The 22,564-nt window shown below is 66.6% G+C and carries 19 protein-coding genes; 7 read left to right on the forward strand and 12 right to left on the reverse strand.

The window, feature by feature from the left end; genetic code table 11:
- Nucleotides 1–90: 90 nt before the first annotated feature.
- From ACFOLG_RS07895 to ACFOLG_RS07915, 5 genes are all read right to left on the reverse strand, one after another.
- Nucleotides 91–1,089, reverse strand: a complete 999-nt coding sequence (locus ACFOLG_RS07895) for a proline racemase family protein (RefSeq protein WP_386090461.1) — start codon at nucleotides 1,087–1,089, stop codon at nucleotides 91–93.
- Nucleotides 1,086–2,015 carry a bifunctional Delta(1)-pyrroline-2-carboxylate/Delta(1)-piperideine-2-carboxylate reductase gene (gene lhpI, locus ACFOLG_RS07900; protein ID WP_386090463.1) on the reverse strand — a complete coding sequence of 310 codons (930 nt, stop codon included), beginning with the start codon at nucleotides 2,013–2,015 and terminating at the stop codon, nucleotides 1,086–1,088. The genes ACFOLG_RS07895 and lhpI overlap by 4 nt, the downstream gene beginning before the upstream one ends.
- Before the next feature lie 270 nt (nucleotides 2,016–2,285).
- Nucleotides 2,286–3,434: a branched-chain amino acid ABC transporter substrate-binding protein gene (locus ACFOLG_RS07905; protein WP_386090466.1), complete on the reverse strand. Its 1,149-nt coding sequence runs from the start codon at nucleotides 3,432–3,434 to the stop codon at nucleotides 2,286–2,288.
- Nucleotides 3,435–3,650: 216 nt separating this feature from the next.
- The gene (locus ACFOLG_RS07910) at nucleotides 3,651–4,919 is read right to left on the reverse strand and encodes an NAD(P)/FAD-dependent oxidoreductase (RefSeq protein WP_386090469.1); all 1,269 of its coding nucleotides are present in this window, start codon (nucleotides 4,917–4,919) and stop codon (nucleotides 3,651–3,653) included.
- Nucleotides 4,919–5,920 (reverse strand): 4-hydroxyproline epimerase, encoded by a 1,002-nt coding sequence (locus tag ACFOLG_RS07915; protein ID WP_386090471.1) that lies wholly within the window; start codon nucleotides 5,918–5,920, stop codon nucleotides 4,919–4,921. Before ACFOLG_RS07915 ends, ACFOLG_RS07910 begins: the two co-directional genes overlap by 1 nt.
- Before the next feature lie 314 nt (nucleotides 5,921–6,234).
- On the opposite strand from ACFOLG_RS07915, the gene ACFOLG_RS07920 reads away from it, so the two are divergent.
- The 4 genes from ACFOLG_RS07920 (at nucleotide 6,235) to ACFOLG_RS07935 (ending at nucleotide 10,191) form a co-directional block, all read left to right on the forward strand.
- Nucleotides 6,235–7,137 carry a dihydrodipicolinate synthase family protein gene (locus tag ACFOLG_RS07920; RefSeq protein WP_386090473.1) on the forward strand — a complete coding sequence of 301 codons (903 nt, stop codon included), beginning with the start codon at nucleotides 6,235–6,237 and terminating at the stop codon, nucleotides 7,135–7,137.
- 134 nt (nucleotides 7,138–7,271) lie between these two features.
- Nucleotides 7,272–8,699, forward strand: a complete 1,428-nt coding sequence (locus ACFOLG_RS07925) for an aldehyde dehydrogenase family protein (RefSeq protein WP_386090476.1) — start codon at nucleotides 7,272–7,274, stop codon at nucleotides 8,697–8,699.
- A 167-nt stretch (nucleotides 8,700–8,866) separates the two neighbouring features.
- A complete protein-coding gene (locus tag ACFOLG_RS07930) occupies nucleotides 8,867–9,583 on the forward strand; it encodes a GntR family transcriptional regulator (RefSeq protein ID WP_386090478.1) in 717 nt (238 codons plus the stop codon).
- Between the two features lie 98 nt (nucleotides 9,584–9,681).
- A complete protein-coding gene (locus tag ACFOLG_RS07935) occupies nucleotides 9,682–10,191 on the forward strand; it encodes a DUF1993 domain-containing protein (RefSeq protein WP_386090481.1) in 510 nt (169 codons plus the stop codon).
- 103 nt (nucleotides 10,192–10,294) lie between these two features.
- On the opposite strand, the gene ACFOLG_RS07940 is transcribed toward ACFOLG_RS07935, so the two are convergent.
- On the reverse strand, nucleotides 10,295–10,690 hold the full coding sequence (locus tag ACFOLG_RS07940; RefSeq protein ID WP_386090484.1) for a YidB family protein: 396 nt from the start codon (nucleotides 10,688–10,690) through the stop codon (nucleotides 10,295–10,297).
- Between the two features lie 191 nt (nucleotides 10,691–10,881).
- On the opposite strand from ACFOLG_RS07940, the gene ACFOLG_RS07945 reads away from it, so the two are divergent.
- The 3 genes from ACFOLG_RS07945 to ACFOLG_RS07955 all read left to right on the forward strand — a co-directional run bounded on the left by ACFOLG_RS07945 (nucleotide 10,882) and on the right by ACFOLG_RS07955 (nucleotide 15,597).
- A complete protein-coding gene (locus tag ACFOLG_RS07945; protein ID WP_349591046.1) occupies nucleotides 10,882–11,061 on the forward strand; it encodes a hypothetical protein in 180 nt (59 codons plus the stop codon).
- A gap of 193 nt (nucleotides 11,062–11,254) precedes the next feature.
- Nucleotides 11,255–12,511, forward strand: a complete 1,257-nt coding sequence (locus tag ACFOLG_RS07950; protein WP_386090487.1) for an efflux RND transporter periplasmic adaptor subunit — start codon at nucleotides 11,255–11,257, stop codon at nucleotides 12,509–12,511.
- The gene (locus ACFOLG_RS07955; RefSeq protein WP_386090489.1) at nucleotides 12,511–15,597 is read left to right on the forward strand and encodes an efflux RND transporter permease subunit; all 3,087 of its coding nucleotides are present in this window, start codon (nucleotides 12,511–12,513) and stop codon (nucleotides 15,595–15,597) included. The genes ACFOLG_RS07950 and ACFOLG_RS07955 overlap by 1 nt, the downstream gene beginning before the upstream one ends.
- Nucleotides 15,598–15,668: 71 nt before the next feature.
- Here the strand turns inward: ACFOLG_RS07955 and ACFOLG_RS07960 are convergent, their stop codons facing one another.
- From ACFOLG_RS07960 to ACFOLG_RS07985, 6 genes are all read right to left on the reverse strand, one after another.
- Entirely contained in the window at nucleotides 15,669–16,562 is an 894-nt protein-coding gene (locus ACFOLG_RS07960) for a LysR substrate-binding domain-containing protein (RefSeq protein WP_386090492.1), read from the reverse strand.
- Nucleotides 16,563–17,291: 729 nt separating this feature from the next.
- Nucleotides 17,292–17,972, reverse strand: a complete 681-nt coding sequence (locus ACFOLG_RS07965; protein ID WP_386090494.1) for a Fe2+-dependent dioxygenase — start codon at nucleotides 17,970–17,972, stop codon at nucleotides 17,292–17,294.
- 147 nt (nucleotides 17,973–18,119) lie between these two features.
- Nucleotides 18,120–20,363 carry a TonB-dependent receptor gene (locus ACFOLG_RS07970; RefSeq protein ID WP_386090497.1) on the reverse strand — a complete coding sequence of 748 codons (2,244 nt, stop codon included), beginning with the start codon at nucleotides 20,361–20,363 and terminating at the stop codon, nucleotides 18,120–18,122.
- Nucleotides 20,364–20,456: 93 nt separating this feature from the next.
- The gene (locus ACFOLG_RS07975; protein ID WP_386090499.1) at nucleotides 20,457–20,867 is read right to left on the reverse strand and encodes an ExbD/TolR family protein; all 411 of its coding nucleotides are present in this window, start codon (nucleotides 20,865–20,867) and stop codon (nucleotides 20,457–20,459) included.
- Nucleotides 20,854–21,528 (reverse strand): MotA/TolQ/ExbB proton channel family protein, encoded by a 675-nt coding sequence (locus tag ACFOLG_RS07980; RefSeq protein ID WP_386090502.1) that lies wholly within the window; start codon nucleotides 21,526–21,528, stop codon nucleotides 20,854–20,856. The genes ACFOLG_RS07975 and ACFOLG_RS07980 overlap by 14 nt, the downstream gene beginning before the upstream one ends.
- 2 nt (nucleotides 21,529–21,530) lie before the next feature.
- Entirely contained in the window at nucleotides 21,531–22,220 is a 690-nt protein-coding gene (locus ACFOLG_RS07985) for an energy transducer TonB (RefSeq protein WP_386090505.1), read from the reverse strand.
- Nucleotides 22,221–22,564 lie beyond the last annotated feature (344 nt).

Genomic DNA, 22,564 nt, shown 5'->3' on the forward strand with positions numbered 1-22,564 from the left:
TAGGGAGACCTTTTCCTCCTACATATCCACAATAAAAAACCGGCCAGCAGGCCGGTTTTTTTATTGTGGCTGTCGATAGGGTCGTCAGCCTCACCGCAACAAGAACCCCCGCCCGATGTCGTCATCCGCCTCCAGCGTCCAGCTGGCTTTGCCGCTGTAGTGGGCGCGGCCGGACACGCGCACGGTGACCGCGTCGTGGCCGGGCAGGTTGGCCGCACCGTTGACGCTGGCGCTAAAGCGGGCGCCGGTGAGGCTTTCGAACTGGCAGGCTTCGCCGGCTGCCACCAGGCCACGGGCGTGGCGCAGGGCCATGCGGGTGGTGACGCCGGAGCCGGTGGGGCTGCGGTCCACTTCGGCATCGGCGAACACGCACACATTGCGGCTGGGGCCGTCGCCGGCACGTTCGTTGCCGTCGGTGAGGATGCTGCCGTACAGAAAGCCCAGGTCCTCGGCCGCCGGGTGGCGCACGCCGATGCTGCGTCGCACCGCCTCGCTCAGCGCACTGGCGGCATCCACCACGTCGCGCAGGCGGCCGTCCAGCGATACGCCAAGGTTGGCCGCAGACGTCACCGCGTAGAAGGCGCCGCCGTAGCCGATGTCGACGCGGATGCGGCCAACCCCCGCCACATGCACCTCGTGATCCAGCGCAAAGGCGAACGCCGGCACGCTGTCGAAGCTGACGCTGCCGTCCTCTGCCAGCCAGGCGGTGACCAGCCCGCATGGGCATTCGATGCCGACCCGCGTCAGCTGCGCGCTGCGCGCCACCAGGCCGTGCTCCACCGCGTAGCGCGCCAGCGCGATCACCGCGTGGCCGCACATGGTGCTGTAGCCCTCGTTGTGGATGAATAGTACCGCCAGATCGGCGCCCGGCAGGCTGGGGCGCACCAGCACTGCGCCGTACATATCGTAGTGGCCGCGCGGCTCGAACATCAGCAGCCGGCGCACGCCGTCCAGCCGCTCGCGCATGTCGCGGCGCTTGGCCAGGATGTCGGCGCCGTGGATGTCGTCGATCAGGCCGGGGATGATGCGTACCGGCTCGCCGCCGGTGTGCATCTCGATGGTGTCGAAACTGCGGCTTTGCCAGTTCATGCCTCTTGCTCCTGTCTGATGGCGGCCAGTGCGCAGCGCGCGGCGGCCAGGTCCCAGGCGGCGCTGCCCACGCTCTTGAACAGCTTGGGCGCGGCGGGGTCGAGGCGGCCGGCCAGCGCGTCGGCCAGGCTGTGCACCTGCGCCCAGTCGACGCCGGCCTGGATCAGGTCGCCGGCTTCGTGGCGGGCGCCGGGCACGTCGTCGCAGAACAGCTGGCTGCCGGCGATGCTGGTCGGCCCCAGCTCGGCCATCTCCGGGCGGAAAGCGCCGGTACCGATCAGCAGCCGGCCGGCGCGCGCCGGTTGGTCATACAGTGGGCTGCGGCTGGTGGTGAGCAGGATCACCACCTCGGCGCCGTCGTCGATGCGGCCAACCTTGGGCGTCAGTTGCAGTGGCAGCGACGCCAGTTGCCGGCAGGTGCTGGCGGCGCTGTCTGTGCTGCGGCTGTGGATGTCCACCCGCAGTCCCGGGTAGCACTCGGCCAGTGCCGCGGCATGGGCGCGCGCCTGTTTGCCGGTGCCGACCAGCGCCACGTGGCGCAGCTCGGCGGGCAGCAGGGTCTGGATCGCCAGCAGCGATACCGCGGCGGTGCGGCGCGCGGTAACGGTGGGGCCGTCCAGCAGCAGCTGCGGCACGCCGCTCACCGCGTCGTAGACGCCGACCACGCCGTGGATGGTGGCAAGGCCCTGGCCGGTGTTCTGCGGGCAGACATTCACCAGCTTGTGGATGGCGATGTCGGCGGCGCTGGCCGGCATCGACAGCAGGGTGCCGCCCTCGGGCAGCGGCAGTGCCTGCCGTTCCGGGCAGTGGATGTGGCCGGCGGCCAGTTCGGCGGCGGCCTGCGCCAGCTGGCGGCACAGCTGCGCCATCGGCAAGCGCGCCTGGGTGGCGGCGGCGTCGAGTAGCGGCGGGGTGGTGGTGGACATCGTGGTTGCTCCGTGCATCAGGGGGCGCTAGGCAGCGCGCCGGCAGTGGGCTGGGCGTGCTGGGAAAGTGAAAAAAGCGGCCGGCGTGAGCCGGCCGCAACTGCGACTACAAAACGACCGGGAGTGCTACCAGCCTGCTTACGATCTGCTGCACGTCGGCGATACGGCGTTGAAAACAGCTTCGGAATGCTCATTGACGTCATGGCAACTCCGCTTCCTCAGCCGTTTTCGCCTTGTCTCACCTTGGCTCGCGAGATCGTGAGCACGCTTTTACTGCACGACGGACTTCACCTTCCAGTCGTTACCTTCCACCGCAGAGATGGTCACCGGCGCCTTCTTCAGGTTGCCCATGCCGTCGAAGCTGAAGTCGGCGGTAACGCCCTTGTAGCCGGTCTTGGCGATGAAGGGCAGGAACTTGGCCGGCTCGGTGGAGTTGGCGCGTTTCATCGCGTCGGCCACGATCATCACACCGTCGTAGAACTGCGGCCCGAGCAGCACCACGTCCTGCTTGAAGCGCGCCTTGTAGCGGCTTTCAAAGTCCTTGCCGGCCGGGCGCGAGCCCAGCTCGCCACCCGGTACCGCCGAGAAGTGGCCGACGGCATCCGGGCCGGCCAGCTGGATGAAGGTCGGGGTGCTGAGCATGTCGCCGCCCATCAGCTTGGCGTTGATGCCCAGACGCTTCATCTGCCGCGCCATCGGTGCCGCCTGCGCATCGGCGCCGCCGTAGAACACCACGTCCGGTTTCTGCGCCTTCAGCGCGGTGAGGATGGCGGTGAAATCGGTGGCCTTGTCGTTGGTGTATTCACGCTTGATCGGCTTCTTGCCCATGCCGGCGATGGACTTGATGAATTCGTCGGCAATGCCCTGGCCGTAGGCGGTGCGGTCGTCGATCACCGCGATGTTCTGTGCCTTCAGCTGCATCACCGCGTAGCGGCCCAGCGCGCCGCCGACCTGGCTGTCGCTGCCGACCAGGCGGAAGGCGGTCTTGTAACCGGCGGTGGTGTAGGCCGGGTTGGTGGACACCGACAGCTGCGGGATGCCGGCATCGGAATAGATGCGCGAGGCCGGAATCGACACGCCGGAGTTGAAGTGGCCGATGACGGCTTTCACGCCGGCATCCACCAGCCGCTGTGCTACCTGGGTGCCGACGCGCGGGTCGGCCTGGTCGTCCTCGGACACCAGTTCGAACTTCACCTTCTGGCCGCCGACGGTGATCGGCTTGGCGTTCAGGTCGTCGATCGCCAGCTTGGTGGCGTTTTCATTGTCCTTGCCGTAGTGCGCCTGCGGGCCGGACAGCGGCGAGGAAAAGCCGAGTTTCACCACGGTGTCGGCCTGTGCCGCATTGATGGCGAACGGGGCCATCATGCCGCCCAGGGCCAGAACCAGATGCAGCGTACGCGGTGCGATGGAAGGTTTCATGCTGTTTCTCCTTTGTGTTCACTACTGGAAGGTTGGCCGCAGGGCGGCTGTTTGTTGCCTAAGAGCTGTGTTGCGGTCTTGTTGCCGCGTTTGGTGTCACTACCAACATCCCTGATCCGGCGTTGCGCCGCCTTGTCTCAGGTGCGGTTGTTAGCGACTCCTCATCTACTACAAACCAGCCGCCATGCCGTGGCACGGCGGCAAAAACGGTGCGGCTCAAAAGCGGTCCGGCCGGAAGGGTGCCGCATCCAGGCTGGGCGCCAGCGCGCAGATCTGCTCCGCCAGCAGCGCGCCGGTGGTGGCCGCCAGCGTCAGGCCGAGGTGGCCGTGGCCGGTGGCGAAGTACAGCCCGGGGCTGTCCGGCGCCGGGCCGATCACCGGAATGGTGTCCGGCAACGACGGGCGGTTGCCCATCCACACCTGCATATCGCGGGTGTCGACATCGCCGACGATGCGTCTGGCCTTGTCGATCAGGATGTGGGCGCGCTGCCAGTTCGGCGCCGCGTCGCGGTGCGCCAGCTCCACGGTGCCGGCCAGGCGCAGGCCGCCGTTCGCCATCGGCAGGATCACGAAGCTTTCGCTGGCGCACTGGATGAAGTGATGCAGCGCCACGCCGGCATTGGGCAGGGTGACGTGGTAGCCGCGCTCGCTTTCCAGCGGCAGGCGGCAGTGATGCTGTTGGGCAAAGCGGTCGCTCCACACGCCGCAGGCAATCACCACGCAGTCGGCGTCCAGCCGGCCGTTACTGGCGGTGTCCACGCCGACGATGCGGCCAACGTTGGCCGCGGTGGCCAGCACCTCGTCCTGGATGAAATGGCCGCCTTCGCGGATGAAGGCATCGAACAGGCCGCGGCTGAAGGTGTACGGGTCGTCCACGTGCGACCACTGCGGCACTTCCACCGCCACCTGCCATTCCTCGCCCAGCTGCGGCGCGGCGGCGGCCAGCTGGGCGCGGTCGAGCTTGCGCCAGGCCACGCCGTGGGCGCGCTTGGTCAGCCAGCCATCTTCGGCGGCACGGAATTCCGCCTCGCTGCGGTACAGGGTGAGGTTGCCGTGGCGGCGCCACAGATGATTCAGCCCGGCGCGTTCGATCAGCGGCGCGTAGTCGGCGTTCACCCGCGACAGCAGCGCACTCAGCTGCGTGGTCAGCGCGGCCACCTTGCGCGGGCGGCTGGCGGCCAGAAAGCGCAGCAGCCACGGCGTGAGGCTGGGCAGGTAGCGCCAGCGCAGTGCCAGCGGCCCCAGCGGGTCGAACATCCAGCCCGGCACCTTGCGCAGCACCCCCGGCTCGGCCAGCGGGATGATGTCGCTGACCGCGAAGGCGCCGGCATTGCCGTAGCTGGTTTCCATCGCCGGTTCACCGCGATCGAGCAGGGTGACGCGGCAGCCGGCCAGTCGCAGCTGCAGCGCGCTGGCGATGCCGACGATCCCGGCGCCGACCACGATTACGTGCTCGGGGCGATGTTGTGCGCGTGCGTTCATCATCAGCCCACCACGAAGCCGTGTACGTAGGGGTCGGCGTCGTCCAGCAGGATGCGGTTGTAACCGGTGGTGATCGCCCAGCCGGCCACGCCGGGGATGATGGCCGGGATGTCGGCGACTTCGGTTTCCGCTTCGATGCTGCCGGTGAACTGGCTGCCGATGATGCTCTCGTGCACCAGTACGTCGCCCTTCTTCATCAGTCCGCGGCCGTAGCGCTGCGCCAGCCGTGCCGAGGTGCCGGTGCCGCACGGTGAGCGGTCCAGCGCCGCCGCGCCGTACAGCACGGCGTTGGCCGCATGCGAGCCGGGGGTTTTCGGTGCGCCGGTCCACTGCACATGGCGCACGCCGCGGATATTGGCATCCAGCGGATGCACGATGTCGTAGTGCGCGTTGATGTAATCGCGCAGCTCGTTGCCCATCGCCACCAGCTGCGCCGGGGTGTAGTCGGCCATGTCGCGGTAGTTCTGCTGCGCTTCCACGATGGGGTAGAAGTTGCCGCCGTAGGCGATGTCCACTGTCAGCTTGCCCAGCGCGGCGATCTCCACCTCGACATCTTTCAGCAGCAGGAAGGACGGCACATTGGTGAGCTTCACCGATTTCACCTTGCGGCCAACCTGGGTGTACTCGGCCACCACCTTGCCGGCCGGGGTGTCCAGGTTCAGCACCCCCGGGGTCTTCGGGGTGACGATGCCGTGCTCGATGGCCATGGTGACCACGCCGATGGTGCCGTGGCCGCACATCGGCAGGCAGCCGCTGGTTTCGATGTACAGCACCGCCACGTCGCAGTCGTCGCGGGTGGGCGGGTACAGGAAGGCACCGGACATCTGCGCATGGCCGCGCGGTTCGTACATCAGGCCGGTGCGCATCCAGTCATAGCGTTGCAGGAAATCCAGCCGCCGTTCGGCCTGAGTAGTGCCGTTCAGCTCCGGTGCACCCTTGGTGACCAGCCGCACCGGGTTGCCGCAGGTGTGGCCGTCTATGCATTCAAATTCGGTTACTGCCATCGCTGTGCTCCTTGGCTTGCGTTGGCTTTACTGTAGGATTTCGCCGTTTTGAATACAATAATTGGATGCAATTTTGCCAAAACGCCACACCGTGCATGCGGCTATGTATATGCCTGATTTGTGCTTGATAGGCTTGTAAATCAAGCATTTAGGCTGGTGTTGTAAAAAATCACCGGCGATTTTGGATAAGTGCATGCTGCACCGAGATGTGAATTTTGCATGCAAAAACTATTGAGTTTTGTATTCAAAAAGCCCTAGCATGGAATGGACCGCAGCGCATCCGGCTGCACCCTACCCCCTGAAGGAGCAACACCATGGCACATCTCTGGACTGGCGTTTTCCCCGCCGTTACCACCAAGTTCAACGCTGACGAATCGCTGGATCTGGCCGGCACCGTGAAGCACATCAAGTGGCAGCTGGAATGCGGCGCCGACGGCATCATCGTCTGCGGCTCGCTGGGCGAGGCGTCCACCCTCACCGCCGACGAGAAGATCGCCATCCTGAAGGCCGCCAAGGAAGTGGCCGGCAACAAGCCGGTGCTGCTGACCGTGGCCGAAGACAGCACCCGCGCCGCCTGCGCGCTGGCCCAGGCCGCGCACGCTGCCGGTGCCGACGGCATCATGCTGCTGCCGGCCATGCGCTACGTGTCCGACGAGCGCGAAACCATCAATCACTACCAGCGCGTGGCCGATGCCAGCCCGCTGCCGATCATGATCTACAACAACCCGATCGCTTACGGCGTGAACATCACCCCGGAAATGTACGTAGAAATGGCGAAAGAGCCGAAATACGTGGCGATCAAGGAGTCCAGCGGCGACATCCGCACCCTGACCAATGTGATCAATGCGGTGGGCAGCCGCTTCGCTATCTTCAGTGGTGTGGATGACCTGGCACTGGAAAGCATCGTGATGGGCGCCGACGGCTGGGTAGCCGGACTGGTGGTGGCGTTCCCGAAAGAAACCGTGGCCATCTACAAGCTGGCCAAGGCAGGCCGCCTGGAAGAAGCGCGCGCCATCTACCGCTGGTTCGCGCCGCTGCTGCACCTGGATGTGTCGATGAAGCTGGTACAGAACCTGAAGCTGTGTGAAGCCATGGTCGGCGTGGGCACCGAGCATGTACGCGCCCCGCGTCTGCCGCTGGCCGGCGCCGAACGCGAGCGCGTGGCCGCGGTGATCAAGGCCGGCCTGGAAGCCCGCCCGCAGCTGCCGGCCGTCTAAGCCTGCACAGCAGTACTCCCTCTCTCTGATCTTGTTGCGGCCAACCCTTGCCGCACCGCTGCCTTCCCGCCCGTGGCGGGAGGGCGATTTTTTTCGGCTGTGGCGGCATGGGCCGGCAGCCGGCAGGAGTCAGCATGCATTGCAATCTCATCAACGGCGAATGGCGCGGCGGCCAGCCTGCCATCGTCAACCGCAACCCCTCCGACCTCGACGACGTGGTGGGCGAATACGCCAGCGCCTCTGCCGACGACATGCGCGAGGCGGTCGCCGCCGCCCGCGCCGCCTTCCCGGCCTGGTCGCGCACCACGCCGCAGCAGCGCGCCGACATTCTGGACGCCGCCGGCAGCGAGATCCTGGCCCGCAAGCAGGAGCTGGGCACCCTGCTGGCGCGCGAGGAAGGCAAGACGCTGCCGGAAGCCATCGGCGAGGTGACCCGCGCCGGGCATATCTTCAAGTTCTTTGCCGGCGAGGCGCTGCGGCCGCAGGGCGAGCTGCTGGATTCGGTGCGTCCCGGCGTGGAGGTGTTGATCAGCCGCGAGCCGGTGGGCGTGGTGGGGCTGATCACACCGTGGAACTTCCCGATTGCCATTCCGGCGTGGAAAGCCGCCCCGGCGCTGGCCTTCGGCAACACCGTGGTGATGAAGCCGGCGGAACTGGTGCCGGGCTCCGCCTGGGCACTGGCCGACATCCTGCAGCGCGCCGGCCTGCCGGCCGGCGTGTTCAACCTGGTAATGGGAGCGGGGCGCGTGCTGGGCCCGGCCATGCTGGATGCCGGCATTGACGCGCTGAGCTTCACCGGCTCGCAGGCCACCGGCCAGAGGTTGGCCGCAGACTGCGCGGCGCGCGGTATCAAGCTGCAACTGGAGATGGGCGGCAAGAACCCGCTGCTGATTGCCGACGACGCCAAACTGGAGCAGGCGGTGGAATGCGCGATCAACGGCGCGTTCTACTCCACCGGCCAGCGCTGCACCGCCAGCAGCCGGCTGATCGTGTGCAGCGGTATCCACGATGCCTTCGTTGCCCGGTTGGTCGAACGCACTGCCGCGCTGCGGGTGGGCAATGCGCTGGCGGCGGACTCGCAGATCGGCCCGGTGGCCAGCGAAGCGCAGCTGGCCGGCAACCTCGGCTACGTGGAGCAGGGTCTGGCCGCGGGTGCCAGCCTGCTGTGCGGCGGCGAGCGCCTGCAGCTGGCCACGCGCGGCTACTACCAGTCGCCGGCGCTGTTTGCCGGCTGCACGCCACAGATGAGCATCAGCCGCGAGGAAATCTTCGGCCCGGTGGCGGCGGTGCTGCGCGCCGACGACTACGAGCACGCGCTCCGGCTCGCCAACGACACCCCGTTCGGCCTGGCCGCCGGCATCTGCACCCAGTCGCTGGCACTGGCCACCCACTTCCGCCGCCACAGCGAAGCCGGCATGGTGATGGTGAACCTGCCCACCGCCGGGGTGGACTACCACGTGCCGTTCGGTGGCCGCAAAGGCTCCAGCCACGGCCCGCGCGAGCAGGGTCGCTACGCGGCGGAGTTCTATACCACGGTAAAAACCGCCTATCTCGGTGTGTGATGCTGTCGCCCCCGCCTGACGGGGGCTTTTTTTTTAGCGCGCGGCCGGCGGCAGGGTTGGCCGCCGCGGCGACACCATAACCATGGCCTGCGGCCAACCTTGCCCGGCCGCGCCTGAAACCGCGCGTGCGCTGTGGTAAGGTAGCGCCGCCGTTGCGAGAGACCACCATGAACCAAGCCGCCGAAACCCCGCAGAGTCTTACCGTTGTCGCCACCGAGGCCATCCGCCAGCGCATCCTGGCCGGGGAGTGGGCCGATGGCAGCCAGCTGCGGCAGGAAGCGCTGTCGCGTGAGCTGGGCATGAGCCGGGTGCCGATCCGCGAGGCGCTGCGCCAGCTGGAGGCGGAAGGGCTGGTCAACATCATCGAGAACAAGGGCGCGGTGGTGTCGCAGCTGTCGCTGCCGGAGATCGTCGAGCTGCTGCGGGTGCGGGTGCTGCTGGAGTGCGACGTGCTGCTGGAGGCGATTCCGCGTCAGAGCAGCGCCGACATTGCCGAGGCCGAGGCGCTGCTGGCGCAGTTCGAAGTGGCGCTGCGCGACAAGGACATCAGCGCCTGGGGCATCCTCAACGCGCAGTTTCATATGGCGCTGTACCGCGCCGCCGGCCGCGGTCAGACGCTGGCCATCATCGAGCAGCTGCACAACCGCACCGACCGCTACACCCGCATGCAGATCCTGCTGGCCGATTTCAGCGATCGCGCGCACCAGGAGCACAGCCAGCTGCTGGCATTCTGCAAGCAGAAGGACGCCATCAGTGCGGCGGCGTTTCTGCGCCAGCACATCCTGAATGCAGAGGAGGCGCTGGAGGCGTGGTACCGCGCCCAGGCGCTGGCGCAGCAGGGCAAGCGCGGCCGCAAGCGCAAGGGCGACGACAGCGCCGGCTGAGGCAGCGCAAGTACGGCTGTGCTTCCGCCCGCCATCGGCTATGGTGAGGTTGTTCCTGCGGCCAACCCTGGCCGCTGCACCCTGCCGGGAGACGCACCATGTCGCTGTCGATGTATCAGGCCGCCGTGCCGCCGCTGTTGCACGGGCTGGCCAATCTGTCCGCCATTCTCAACAAGGCGCTGCTGAATGCCGAGGAGCGCCGCTTCGACGCGGCGGTGCTGCTGCAGGCGCGGCTGGCGCCGGACATGTTTCCGCTGTTGCGCCAGGTGCAGGTGGTATCGGACACCGCCAAGGGCTGCGGCGCGCGGCTGGCCGGGGTGGAGATTCCCAGCTTTGCCGATAGCGAGAGCAGTTTCGAGGAGCTGCAGCAGCGCATCGCCCGCACCGTGCTGTTCCTGCAGGGCCTGCCGCCGGCGCAGTTCGACGGCAGCGAAAGCCGCGACATCGTGCTGAAGTTTCCGCACCAGAGCATGACCTTCAACGGCCTGGACTACCTGCAGGGCTTCGTGCTGCCCAATTTCTACTTCCACCTCACCACCGCCTACGACATCCTGCGCCACAACGGCGTGCCGCTGGGCAAGGCCGATTACCTGGGCAGCGGCGGCTGAAAGCGCTGGCCGGCGCGGAAAGGTTGGCCGCCAGCCGGCTGCGGCTGGCGGGCAGGCAAAACAAAAGGCGGCCATAGGCCGCCTTGTTGTGCTGCGCCGGCGTTCAGGACTTGCCGAACAGCCCGCCCAGCAGGCTGGCGCCCTGCGACAGCAGATCGTTGCCCTGCGGCACTTCGCCGTTCGGCGTCAGGCGGTCGATCAGCGTCGGCAGGTGCTCGGCCACCTGCTGCGCCACCTGGTTGCTGTCCAGCCCCAGCTTGGCGGCCAGGCCGGCGATCTGCTCGTTGCCCAGCACCGACTGGATCTGCTCGGCGCTGATCGCCAGGTTGTCGCCGGTGCCGACCCACGACGACACGATCTCGCCCAGCCCGCCCTGCTGGAATTTCTCCACCAGCCCGGACACGCCGCCGTTGTCGTTCAGCAGTGTCTGCGCGCTCTGCAGCAGCCCGCCGTTGCCTTCGCCGCCCAGCAGGCCGCCCAGTTGATCAAACAAGCTCATAGTGCACTCCTTGAGGTGGTTGCTACCTGTCCATTAAAGACGCATCGACATGACAAACATAGTATTTGTGCCGCGCAGCAAGAAATTCAAGCCGCGCATGGCGATTAACTGTCTGTTTTCGCAACGGTTTTTTCTGGACAGCCCCGGCGTCGCAGCGCATACTGCCGCGCTTTGCCATTCAGGAGCCTTCCATGCCGATCAACTTCTACGATCTGAACCGTTTCGAGGCGGTGAAAGTACGCGAGAACCTGCGCAAGGCCGGCTCGCCGGACCGCTTCGGCAAGGATTCCAATGCCAAGGACGGCAAGAAGCTGGACAACCCGCTGCTGGGCAAGCTGCTGCAGCAGCATGTCGACGACAGCAAGAAATAAGCGCCGGCTGCCCGCCGGCAGCCTCCCGCGCATGAAGCGGCCCTACGGGGCCGCTTTTGTTTTGTGCGCTGCCGGCGGCCATGGTTTTGCGCCGCCAGACATTCATACTCATTAATCAACTTGGTCACATGCTTGCCGCTGGAATTGGTTAGGCTTGCAGGATCGAAAATCGTGTTGACGCAGAACGACGGCAATGAACAAGAAGATGGTGATCGGTAGCGCATTGGTGGCGGCGCTGGCCGCCGGGGTGTGGTGGCAGGGTGCCCGGCAGCCGCCGGCTGGCGAGCAGGCCCGCGCCAAGCGGGCCACGGCGGTGCAACTGGCCACGGTGCGGGCCAGCCAGCAGCCGGTGGTGCTGACGGCCAACGGTAGCGTTACCGCGCTGGAGCGGGTGGAGCTGCGGCCGCAGGCCAACGGCGTGGTGGCGCGGCTGCTGGTGACCGAGGGCAGCATGGTGCAGCCGGGGCAGCTGCTGGTGCAGCTGGACGACGCCAGCGAGCTGGCGGCGCTGGCCAAGGCGCGGGCGCAGCTGGCCAGCGACCAGGCGCAGCTGACCAGCGCCGAGCGCGAGCTGGCGCGCGGCCGCGACCTGCTGCGGCAGCAGTTCATCTCGCAAAGCGCGCTGGATACGCTGCAGGCCACCGCCGACAGCCGCCGCGCCACGCTGGCGTCCGACCGCGCGCAGATCCAGGCCGCGCAGGTGGCGCTGCAGCAGAAACAGCTGCGCGCGCAGGTGGCCGGCCGCATCGGCGCCATCAGCCTGGCGCCGGGCGCGCTGGTGACCACCGGCATGGCCGAGCCGGTGCTGACCATCACCCGCATGAACCCGGTGATGGTGAGCTTCACCCTGCCGGAACAACAGCTGACGGCGGTGCGCCAGGCGCAGGCGGCGGCGCCGCTGGCGGTGCTGGCGCACAGCGGTGACGGCAGCGTCTGCCGCCAGGGCGAGCTGAGCTTCATCGACAGCGCGGTGGACAGCGCCAGCGGCAACGTGCTGCTGAAGGCGCGCTTCGACAACCGCGATGCCGCGCTGTGGCCGGGGCAGTTCGTCAGCGTGCAGCTGCAGGCCGGGCAATACCGCGATGCGGCGGCGCTGCCGGTGGCCGGGCTGATCACCGGCCCGGACGGCCAGTTCGCCTACGCGGTGGGCGCCGACAACAAGGCGCAGCCGGTGCCGCTGACGCTGCTGGGCATCGCCAACGAGCAGGCCATCGTGCGCGGCATCCAGCCGGGGGTGAAGGTGATCGTCAGCGGCGGCCAGAACGTGCGTCCGGGCGAGACGGTGCAGCCGCTGCCGCCGCGCAAGCCGGCGGCCAAGGCGGCCGGCAACTACGCGGCCAGTGCCGCGGCGGGTGCGACACCGCGCGGCGGCAAGGGTGCGCCGGCCGGTTGCGGCGCTGCGGCCAACGTTAACGCCGCCGGGCGGCGGCCGGCCAGCGGAGCGCAGTGATGAATATTTCCGAACTGTGCATCCGCCGTCCGGTGATGACGGTGCTGCTGAGCCTGTCGCTGATCGTCGGCGGCCTGCTGGCGATGGGGCGCCTGCCGATCGCCGCACTGCCCAGCTATGAAACGCCCACCATCAACGTGTCGGCCAGCCTGCCGGGCGCCAGCCCGGAAACCATGGCCACCTCGGTGGCCACGCCGCTGGAAAAACAGTTCGCCACCATTCCCGGGGTGGCGGTAATCAGCTCCAACAGCACGCTGGGCAGCACCTCGGTGACGCTGGAGTTCGTCTCCGGCCGCAGCCTGGACGGCGCGGCGCTGGACGTGCAGGCCGCGCTGCTGCGCGCGCAGCGCAGCCTGCCGACCGAGATGACCAGCATGCCGTCGTACCGCAAGGTGAACCCGGCCGATGCGCCGATTCTGCTGCTGGCGCTGAATTCGCCGGCGCTGTCGCTGACCGAGCTGAACGACTACGCCGACAACCTAGTGTCGCCGACGCTGTCCACCATCAACGGCGTGGCGCAGGTGCAGATCTTCGGCCAGAAGCGCTACGCGGTGCGGGTGCAGGCCGATCCGCAGAAGCTGGCTGCCCGCAATCTGACGCTGGACGAGGTGGCCACCGTGCTGCGTGCGGCCAACGGCAACACGCCGCTGGGCACGCTGGAAGGCCGCGCCCAGGTGCTGACGGTGCAGAGCGACAGCCAGTATCGCAATGCCGCCGAGTTCGCGCGGCTGGCGGTTGGCCGCAACGGTGACAAGGTGGTGCGCCTGGCCGACGTGGCCCGGGTGGAAGACAGCATCGAGAACCTGAAGACCGGCAGCTGGGTGAACGGCGAGCGCTCCATCGTGCTGGCGGTGTTTCGCCAGTCGGATGCCAACACCGTGGCGGTGGTGGACGCCATCCGCAGCATGTTGCCCAAGCTGTCGGCGCAGCTGCCCGGCTCGGTGCGGCTGGCGCCGATGTCCGACCGTTCCACCTCGATCCGCGAGGCAGTGCATGACGTGAACTTGACGCTGCTGCTGACGGTGGCGCTGGTGATCATGGTGATCTTCATGTTCCTGCAGCGGCTGGCGGCGACGGTGATTCCGGCGCTGACGCTGCCGATCTCGCTGATCGGCACCATGGGGCTGATGTATCTGCTGGGTTATTCCATCGACAACATCTCGCTGCTGGGGCTGACGCTGGCGGTGGGGCTGGTGGTGGACGACGCCATCGTGGTGCTGGAAAACATCGTGCGCTACATGGAGCAGGGCGAGAAGCCGCTGGCGGCGGCGCTGCGCGGCTCGCGCGAGATCGGCTTCACCATCATCAGCATCTCGCTGTCGCTGGTGGCGATCTTCATCCCCATCTTCTACATGGGCGGCGTGATCGGCCTGCTGTTCCACGAGTTCGCGGTGGTGGTGACGCTGGCGGTGCTGGTGTCGGCGCTGGTGTCGCTGACGCTGATCCCGCTGCTGGCGTCGCGCTTCCTGCGCGCCGAGCACATGCCGCACCATGCCGGCGCCGGGCAGGGCCATGGCATCACCCGGCTGTTCGAGCGCGGCTTCAACGCGCTGTTGGCCGGCTACGAGCGCACGCTGGACCTGGCGCTGCATCATCGCCGCTTCACCCTGCTGCTGGCGCTGGGCACGGTGGCCGGCTCGGCGTGGCTGTTCAGCGTGATTCCCAAGGGCTTCTTCCCGGTGGAGGACACCGGCCAGATCACGGTGAACACCGAGGTGGCGCAGGATGTGTCCTACGACCGGCTGGCCGCCTTGCAGGCGCGCGCCGCCGACATCGTGCAGCACAGCCCGCACGTAGCAGCGATCACCTCGTCGATCAGCGACAGCGGCGGGCGCATGTTCGTCACCCTCAAGCCGCGCGGCCAACGTCCCGACGTGCAGCAGGTGGTGGAGGCGCTGCGCAAGGATCTGCGCAAGGTCAACGGCCTGAGCGTGTTCCTGACCCCGGTGCAGAACCTGCGCCTGGGCGGGCGTGCCAGCAAGAGCCGCTACCAGTACGTACTGCAGAGCGTGGATGCCGCCAGCCTGTATGACTGGGCCGACAAGCTGGAGCGCGGCATGCGGGCCGATGCGATGTTCCAGGACGTGAGCAGCGATGCGCAGCGCAAGGGCCTGCAGGCCGAGCTGGTGATCGACCGCGACAAGGCGGCGCAACTGGGGGTGGGCATGCAGAGCATCCGCACCGCGCTGTACACCGCCTTCGGCCAGCGCCAGGTGGCCACCATCTACACCGCCGCCGACAGCTATTCGGTGCTGCTGCAGCTGGACGCCGCCTACCGCATCAACGAGTTCGACCTCACCCGGCTGTATGTGCGCGGCAGCGACAACACGCTGCTGCCGCTGTCCAGCATCGCCAGCGTGCGCCGCACGGTGGGGCCGGTGTCGGTCAGCCACCAGGGCCAGCTGCCGGCGGTGACGCTGTCGTTCAACCTGCCGCCGGGGGTGGTGCTGGGCGAGGTGGAGCAGCACCTGAAGGCGATCCAGCAGGACATCGCGCTGCCGGCCAGCGTGTTCACCAGCTATGCCGGCGACGCAGCGGCGTTCGCCGAATCGCAGAGCAGCCAGAACACGCTGTTCCTGGTGGCGCTGGTGGTGATCTACGTGCTGCTGGGGGTGCTGTACGAGAGCTACATCCACCCGCTGACCATCCTCGCCGGCCTGCCGTCGGCGGCGATGGGCGCGCTGGGGGCGCTGATGCTGATGGGGCAGGAGCTGACCATCATCGCCGGCATCGGCATCCTGATGCTGATCGGCATCGTCAAGAAGAACGCCATCATGATGATCGACTTCGCGCTGGTGGCGCAGCGCGAGCAGGGCATGGCGCCGTACGACGCCATCCGCAGCGCCTGCCTGCTGCGGCTGCGGCCGATCCTGATGACCACCTTGGCGGCGATGATGGGCGCGCTGCCGATCGCGCTGGCGCTGGGTGCCGGCGCCGAGCTGCGCCAGCCGCTGGGGGTGGCGGTGGTGGGCGGCCTGCTGTTCTCGCAGCTGGTGACGCTGTACATCACCCCGGTGCTGTACCTGTGGTTCGACGGCCTGGCCGCGCGCTGGCGCAAGCCGGCGGTGGCGCACGCGGACGCCTGAGACAAGGTTGGCCGCAGCAAACGACAAGGCCCGGCAATGCCGGGCCTTGTGCCGTGCGCGCTGCCGCCGCGTCAGGAGGCGGCGGGCGGCGTGTCGCTGAACTCGGCCAGCGCCCAGTCGCGGAAGGCGATCACGCTGGGCAGGGTGGCCAGTTCCTGCGGGTAGATCAGGTAGTAGGCCCAGTCGGTGACCAGCGCGATGTCCGACAGCTGCAGCAGCGTGCCGCCGGCCAGGTCGTCGGCGATCATGCTTTCCTCGGCCAGGGTGATGCCCATGCCGCGGCTGGCGGCGACGATGGCCAGGTCCAGGGTGTCGAAGGCGTAGGCTTCCGGGTTGCCGCCGGCGCTTTCGCCGGCCAGCGCGAACCACTCCGCCCAGAACGGGTCCTCGTGCGACGGGTGCAGCAGCGGGTAGTTGCGGAACTCGGCCGGCGTGGGCAGCGGCTTGCCCTGGAACAGCGACGGCGACGCCACCGGCACGAAGCGCGCGCTGCGCAGGCGGTGGTAGATCAGCCCCGGTTCCTTGCTGATGCTGGCCTGGAACGAGATGTCGTACTCGCGGCTCTTGAAGTTGGGGTCGAAGGCGGTGACGGTAACCAGGAACACCGTCAGCTCCGGGTGCAGGTTGCGGAAACGGGTGAGCTTGGGCAGCACCCAGCGCGAGGCGATCGACGGGCTGGCCTTGACCCGCAGCTCGCGCGAGCGGCGCGAGATGGCGTCGCTGGCGGCCTCGATGCGGGCAAAGGCGTCGCGCACCGCCGGCAGCAGCGCGGCGCCTTCCGGCGTCAAGGCCAAGCCGCGCGCCTGGCGCACGAACAGCGGCAGGCCGTAGTGCGCCTCCAGGGTCTGGATATGGCGGCTCACCGCGCCCTGGGTCAGGTGCAGGGTTTCTCCGGCCTTGGTGAACGAGTGCTGCTCGGCGGCAACCAGGAACACGCGCAGGGCATTCAGCGGCGGCAATTTCATTGCATATATCCCATGATTTTTTTGCATGGTAAACATGCGTAAGAATGCTTTGTCAATCTTGGGGCCGCTGGGTAAGCTTGCGCGAGTCATGGCAAAAATCCTTGCTGCAATAGCACGTTAAATTTTCTGTGGCGCAGCATTGTACTGTTTTGTATCAAGACTTAACACAATCCAGCAATGCAATATGCTCATGGAAATAGACTGGGCAATTAAAACGCGCATTTAATGTGGTTTGTGGCATGGCTGCCGCGGGCGGATGCCGGTTGGTGCCGGCTTGTAAGCAAACAGAAAGCTTGGGCTGGTAGGCTTTGTGCTGGTGGATGCAACTTCCGCCGCCAGCCGTAGTCTGTTGCGGTGCTGTGCCGCTGCCGCAACGGCACGACAGCTGATTGCAAGGATGCAAGTTTTGCTGGTATCGGTTCTGCTTTACGCAGATACTGGATGCCCGAATTATCGGCTGTTGCCGCCTGGCAGCAGCGATGCAGGAATGCGCGACCGCAAGGTCGCCGCAAGAACCCCTCCCGGCAACGGGGGCGCGGTAGGGTGGTGTGCAGTAGCCGAACTGTCACGGGCATGGTCTGCCTGCCGGCTGCTACGCAGTACCCGACGGTTGGCAGCGTGCTGCCAACTGGCTGTAAATCCTGATTATCAGGGTTTTGCTCTGTCCCACGGTGACCCGCCGGCTATGTCCGGCGGGGTTTTTTTTGCCCGTGCGGCCAACGTCTGGCGTTACAGCTCCGCCCACTGCCGCAGCAGGTTGTGGTAGCTGGCAGTCAGCGTCACCAGTTCCTGGCAGTTGCCCACCTTTTCCCGCAGGCTGATGATGGCCATGTCCATCTCGAACAGCAGCGCGCGCTGCGCATCGTCGCGCACCATGCTCTGCGTCCACATGAACGAGGCCAGCCGCGCGCCGCTGTGCACCGGCTCGACGCGGTGCAGGCTGGTGGACGGATAGACGATCAGATCGCCGGCCGGCAGTTTCACGCGGTGGCTGCCGTAGGTGTCCTCCACCACCAGTTCGCCGCCTTCGTATTCGTGCGGCTCGCTGAAGAACAGCGTGCTGGAGACGTCGGTGCGCACGTACTGGCCGGTGAGCGGGTCGCTGCGTACCGCGTTGTCGACGTGGTCGCCGTAGGTCATGCCGCGCTGGTAGCAGTTGAACATCGGCGTCATCACCACCTTGGGCAGCGCCGCCGACATGAACAGCGGCTGGCGCGCCAGCGCGCGCTGCACCAGCGCCGCCAGCTCGCGGGCGGTGTCGCCGGTGGCCGGCAGTTGCAGGTTGCGTTTGACGTCGATGGCCTGGTGGCCGGCGGTGGCGCGGCCGTCCTGCCAGTCGGCATTGGCCAGCAGCATGCGGGCGTGGGCCAGTTCTTCGCGGGTCAGTACTTCGGGGATGTGCAGCAGCATGGGGATTCCTGAGCAAAACGGGTTGGCAGACGCGCAAGATGGGGTGGTGCATCCTGCCAGCGTTTTGGCGATGGCGCTGCCATCATCGCCAAAACGGCCTTGCGGCCAACCTTTGCTGTTGCCCAGGTTGGCCGCAAGGCACGCGGCTTAGTACTTGTAGCCGACGGTGAGCTGGTACTCGCGCGGCGCGGCGGCGGAGGCATGGCCGCTGTACGCCGAGTCGTAGTACTTCACATTGGTGAGGTTGTTGACGTTGAGTTTCACGCTGTACTTGCGCGCTTCGTAGGCCAGCATGGCGTCGTAGCGCACATAGGCCGGCAGGTAGTTGGTCTTGGACTGATCGGTGCTGCCGTCGGCGGCAAAGCGCTTGGCGGCGTAGTAGGCGCCGACACCGGCACGGATGTTCTCGTCCACCTTATAGGTGGCCCACAGGTTGGCGGTGCGTTTCGGCGTGTACTTCGGCACCGCACCGGTGTTGACGCTGGTTTCGGTGTTGGTGGTGGAGTTCCAGCCCTTGTCGATCTTCGGGTCCATCAGCGCGGCGCCGGCGAACAGTTCCCAGCGTTCGCTCAGGCGGCCGGCGGCTTCCACTTCGATACCGTTGGTGTGGCGCTTGGCGTACAGGATGCTGATGTCCGGCGACAGCGCGTCGGTGTTGCGCTCGTACAGCTTCACGGTGCGGAAGATGGCGGCGCGCAGGGTGGCATCGCCGTCGGCCAGGTCCCACTTGGCGCCCAGCTCGTAGTGGTTGTTGCGCTCGGCCTTCAGCTTGTCGGTGCCGGTGCCGCTGTTGACGTCGAACTGGTAGGCCTCGCCGGACGGGTTCAGCAGGCTGCTGTAGCCCAGGTAGTAGCTGGACTCGTTGGTCGGCTGCCAGATCAGGCCGGTGCGGTAGCTCAGGCCTTTGTCGTCGCGGGTGTTGGTGCGGCTGACGCTGCCGTTGCTGTAGCTCTTGTAGTTGCCTTCCAGCGTGTCCATGCGCACGCCACCCATCACTTTCCAGTTGGCGCCTAGCTCGACGGTGTCGGTCAGGTAGGCGGCCAGGTTGCGGGTGACATAGCTGTTGGACGGCGATTCGCTGTAGCTGCCGGTGTAGCTGATGCTGCTCGGGTCGCCCACGGTGGTGGTCAGGTTGGTGATGCTGCTGTTGGCGGTGATGGTGAAGGCGTCCTGGGTTTCGCGCACGAACTCCACGCCGGCCAGCAGGTTGTGGCGCAGGTCGCCGGTGGCGAATTTGCCGGTGTAGTCGGTGGTCAGCGCCTGCACTTCGTTCAGCGAGCCGCGGTTCTTGCCGGAATAGCGCAGCAGGGTGTCGTCGGTGACGGCGGTGCCGGCGCTGATACCGCCGGTATTGGTGCTGTTGCGCAGCTGCGGCTGGCTGGTGACCAGCCAGCGGTCGTAGCGCGCTACGCGCAGCTGGCTGCTGATCTCGTTATTGGCATCCAGCTTGTGGGTGACGCGGGCGGTGCTGATATCGCTGGTGATGTCTTCGCTGCTCATGCCCTGCAGGCCGTAGAAGCGGTCCAGCGGCACGTCGATCGGCTGGTTGGTGTTGGGGTTGTACGGCACGCCCAGCATCGGGGTGTTGTTTTCCTTCAGCCGCATGTGCGACAGCACCACGGTGGTGGGCTCGCCGAGGCCGAAGGCGATGGACGGGGCAAAGCCGAAGCGCTCCGCTTCGCTGATGTTGTTCGGGCTGCCATCGTTGACCGCCATCATGTTCAGGCGGATGGCGCTGGTGTCGGACAGCGCCTGGTTGACGTCGGTGGTGGTGCGGTAGAAATCGTTGGTGCCCACGGTGCCGGTGACTTCCACCTGTTCGCCGGCGAACGGCGTCTTGCTGACCTGGTTCAGCACGCCGCCGGTGGAACCACGGCCGAACAGCATGGAGCTGGCGCCCTTCAGCACTTCGATTTTTTCGTCATTGAACGGATCGCGGTTGTACTGCGCCACATCGCGCTGGCCATCGCGGTAGGTGTCGGCAAACATGGCAAAGCCGCGCAGGTAGACCTGGTCGCCGCTGCGACCGCCTTCACCGGCGGCGAAGCTGATGCCGGACACGTTCTTCAGCACGTCCTTCAGGTTCACGTCGCCCTGGTCTTCCATCAGCTGACGGGTGATGACCGATACCGCCTGCGGTACATCCTTCAACGCCTGCTTCTGCTTGCCCAGGGTGGTGGTGCCGGCCTGGTAGCTGCCGCGCTTGGGTTGTTCGCCGGTCACCACCACGGTTTCCAGCGTGGTGCTGCTGTCGCTGCTGGCGGTGGTGCTGGCATCGGCGGCGATGGCCAGGCCCGGTGCCAGGCTGGCGGCCAGCATGCTGGCGAGCATGGTGTGCGGCAGGCGCTTGGGCGCGCTCTGGGTGGCAACGATGGAAGCGGTCTTTTTCATATGTCTAATGTGTCGTTGTGCGTAAAAACGGGCAAAAGCCTCCCCCTGCGGCCAACCTGGGTGGGCCGCACGGCGGGGGAAAGGGCTGGGGAATTACTGGGCTTCGGTGACGAAGCCGATGCGGTTGATGCCGCTGCCTTGCGCCGCGGCCAGGGTGGTGGCCACCACCTCGTAGCGCACCGCCTTGTCGGCGCGCAGGTGCAGTTCCACCGCGGCGTTGGCGGTGGCGGCTTCGGCAAAGCGGCTCTTCAGCCGACCCGGCTCGATCGGCAGATCGTTCCAGAACAGCTTGCCATCGGCATTGATGGCCAGGCGGATCGCCTCCGGCTTCTCTTCATGCTGCGCGGCGCTGGCCTGCGGCAGGTTGACCTGCACCGCGTTGGTCAGCAGCGGCGCGGTAATGATGAACACCACCAGCAGTACCAGCATCACGTCCACCAGCGGCGTGGTGTTGATCTCGGACATCGGCGCATCGGCGCCCTTGTCAAAACTACCGAACGCCATCGTTGCCTCCGTGGGTCAGCAGGTGGGCATGCAGGTCATGGGTGAAGTGGTCCATTTCCTGGTTGATTACCCGGTTCAGGCGGGTGAAGGTGTTGTAGGCCAGTACCGCCGGAATGGCGGCGGCCAGACCGGCGGCGGTGGCGATCAGCGCCTCGCCGATCGGGCCGGACACGGTGGCGATCGACACCTGGCCCTGGGCGCCGATGTTCACCAGCGCGTGGTAGATGCCCCACACGGTGCCGAACAGGCCGATGAACGGTGCGGTGGAGCCGATGGTGGCCAGCACCGTCATGCCGCCTTCCAGCTTCTGTTGTTCCTGCGACAGCCGTTTGCGCAGTGCGCGGGTCAGGTAGTCGTCCAGCGAGCATGCCTGGCCCAGCGCGCTGCTGCTGTGCTGCTGGTACTGGCGCAGTGCCGCCAGACCGTCGCGTAGCAGCGCCGACACCGGGGCCGGCGTGGCGGTCAATTCACCTTCCGCCTGTTTCCAGCTGTCGGCGGCCCACAGCTGGCTTTCGGATTGTCGGTTCAGGCGCAGGGTGCGCCAGGCGCGCCAGCCGCGCAGCACGATGAAGTACCAGGTCAGTACCGACATCAGGATCAGGCTCAGGAAAACCGACACCAGAATGGCGTCGCCCTGTTCGAAGGTGTGCATCAGGTTCATGTTCAGGCTTTAGTCTTGTTTGGAAGGACGAATTTGATCGGGGCGGTAAAGGTGTCATCGATCGGCTCATCGCCGCGCATGGCCGGGCTGTAGCGCCAGCCGGCGGCGGCGCGGCGCGCGGAACTGTCCAGCCGCGGGAAGCCGCTGGAGCGGGCCACGCTGACCGCGGTAGCCCGTCCGCTGGTGTTCACCGAGATGCGCAGGAACACGGTGCCTTCCTCGCCCAGCTCCAGCGACAGCGGCGGGTATTCCGGCTTCGGATTGTTCAGATAGCCACCCTTCTCGTAGGACGGCGGGGTGACGGCGACCTTTTCCGGCGCGGCGGTGCGCTCAACGTTGGCCGCACTGTCGGTGCTGGCGGCGGTGGTGTTGCTGCTGGGCGGCGTCGGCGCCGGCTGGCTCTGCGCCTGCACACTGGGGGCATTGCTCGCCAGCTGGCGCGGTACGTTGGGTGCCAGCGTTGGCTTGAGCGGGGTAGGCTGGGTCTTGAGCGGCTTGGGTTTCGCCGGTGTGACGCGAGGCTGCACCGCCGCCGGGGCCGGCTGCGGCGCATCGTTAATGCTTACCATCTCGATGGGGAGCAGCACCGGGGGTGTTACCGGTGTGGCGTGGCTGGGGGTCAGCAGTAGCAGCCCCAAGTGCGCCGCACCGATCACAGTCAGGGCGCCATAGTGGAAAGCACGGTGTTCCATAAAGTATTTGCTGGTAGTTATAAGAACTATTCGCATTTATATTATTGTTATCTTGGATTCATTGTCAAAACATTCACCATACAATCCGGTAAAAATCGCGAAATCCGGGGCGGGGCACCTGTAGTTGGCGGCATGATGGGGCGATGTTCATCGCAGAGTGGCTGTGTGACGGGGCGTTTCAGTGATTCTGGTGGCTTTGCAGATCAATGACTTGTCGAATTCGTTGCACTTTTTGCGGTTTCGGGTGTTGACGGGGGTAAGGCTGGTGGGTATAGTTCGCCTCCTCTGCTGACGACGCAACGAAACGAAGTCAGCCCGCTCTTTAACAAACCAAATAACCGATA

The sequence above is a fragment of the Vogesella facilis genome (assembly GCF_042648525.1).
Classification (GTDB): Bacteria; Pseudomonadota; Gammaproteobacteria; order Burkholderiales; family Chromobacteriaceae; genus Vogesella; species Vogesella facilis.

Bases quoted from the DNA above. Each gene is read 5' to 3' on its own strand.
- ACFOLG_RS07975 (WP_386090499.1), bottom strand. From the start codon at position 20,867: ATGGCGTTCGGTAGTTTTGACAAGGGCGCCGATGCGCCGATGTCCGAG.
- ACFOLG_RS07965 (WP_386090494.1), bottom strand. From the start codon at position 17,972: ATGCTGCTGCACATCCCCGAAGTACTGACCCGCGAAGAACTGGCCCAC.
- ACFOLG_RS07920 (WP_386090473.1), top strand. From the start codon at position 6,235: ATGGCACATCTCTGGACTGGCGTTTTCCCCGCCGTTACCACCAAGTTC.
- ACFOLG_RS07915 (WP_386090471.1), bottom strand. From the start codon at position 5,920: ATGGCAGTAACCGAATTTGAATGCATAGACGGCCACACCTGCGGCAAC.
- ACFOLG_RS07895 (WP_386090461.1), bottom strand. From the start codon at position 1,089: ATGAACTGGCAAAGCCGCAGTTTCGACACCATCGAGATGCACACCGGC.
- ACFOLG_RS07910 (WP_386090469.1), bottom strand. From the start codon at position 4,919: ATGATGAACGCACGCGCACAACATCGCCCCGAGCACGTAATCGTGGTC.
- ACFOLG_RS07945 (WP_349591046.1), top strand. From the start codon at position 10,882: ATGCCGATCAACTTCTACGATCTGAACCGTTTCGAGGCGGTGAAAGTA.
- ACFOLG_RS07950 (WP_386090487.1), top strand. From the start codon at position 11,255: ATGAACAAGAAGATGGTGATCGGTAGCGCATTGGTGGCGGCGCTGGCC.
- ACFOLG_RS07960 (WP_386090492.1), bottom strand. From the start codon at position 16,562: ATGAAATTGCCGCCGCTGAATGCCCTGCGCGTGTTCCTGGTTGCCGCC.
- ACFOLG_RS07980 (WP_386090502.1), bottom strand. From the start codon at position 21,528: ATGAACCTGATGCACACCTTCGAACAGGGCGACGCCATTCTGGTGTCG.
- lhpI (WP_386090463.1), bottom strand. From the start codon at position 2,015: ATGTCCACCACCACCCCGCCGCTACTCGACGCCGCCGCCACCCAGGCG.
- ACFOLG_RS07940 (WP_386090484.1), bottom strand. From the start codon at position 10,690: ATGAGCTTGTTTGATCAACTGGGCGGCCTGCTGGGCGGCGAAGGCAAC.
- ACFOLG_RS07970 (WP_386090497.1), bottom strand. From the start codon at position 20,363: ATGAAAAAGACCGCTTCCATCGTTGCCACCCAGAGCGCGCCCAAGCGC.
- ACFOLG_RS07905 (WP_386090466.1), bottom strand. From the start codon at position 3,434: ATGAAACCTTCCATCGCACCGCGTACGCTGCATCTGGTTCTGGCCCTG.
- ACFOLG_RS07925 (WP_386090476.1), top strand. From the start codon at position 7,272: ATGCATTGCAATCTCATCAACGGCGAATGGCGCGGCGGCCAGCCTGCC.
- ACFOLG_RS07955 (WP_386090489.1), top strand. From the start codon at position 12,511: ATGAATATTTCCGAACTGTGCATCCGCCGTCCGGTGATGACGGTGCTG.
- ACFOLG_RS07985 (WP_386090505.1), bottom strand. From the start codon at position 22,220: ATGGAACACCGTGCTTTCCACTATGGCGCCCTGACTGTGATCGGTGCG.
- ACFOLG_RS07935 (WP_386090481.1), top strand. From the start codon at position 9,682: ATGTCGCTGTCGATGTATCAGGCCGCCGTGCCGCCGCTGTTGCACGGG.
- ACFOLG_RS07930 (WP_386090478.1), top strand. From the start codon at position 8,867: ATGAACCAAGCCGCCGAAACCCCGCAGAGTCTTACCGTTGTCGCCACC.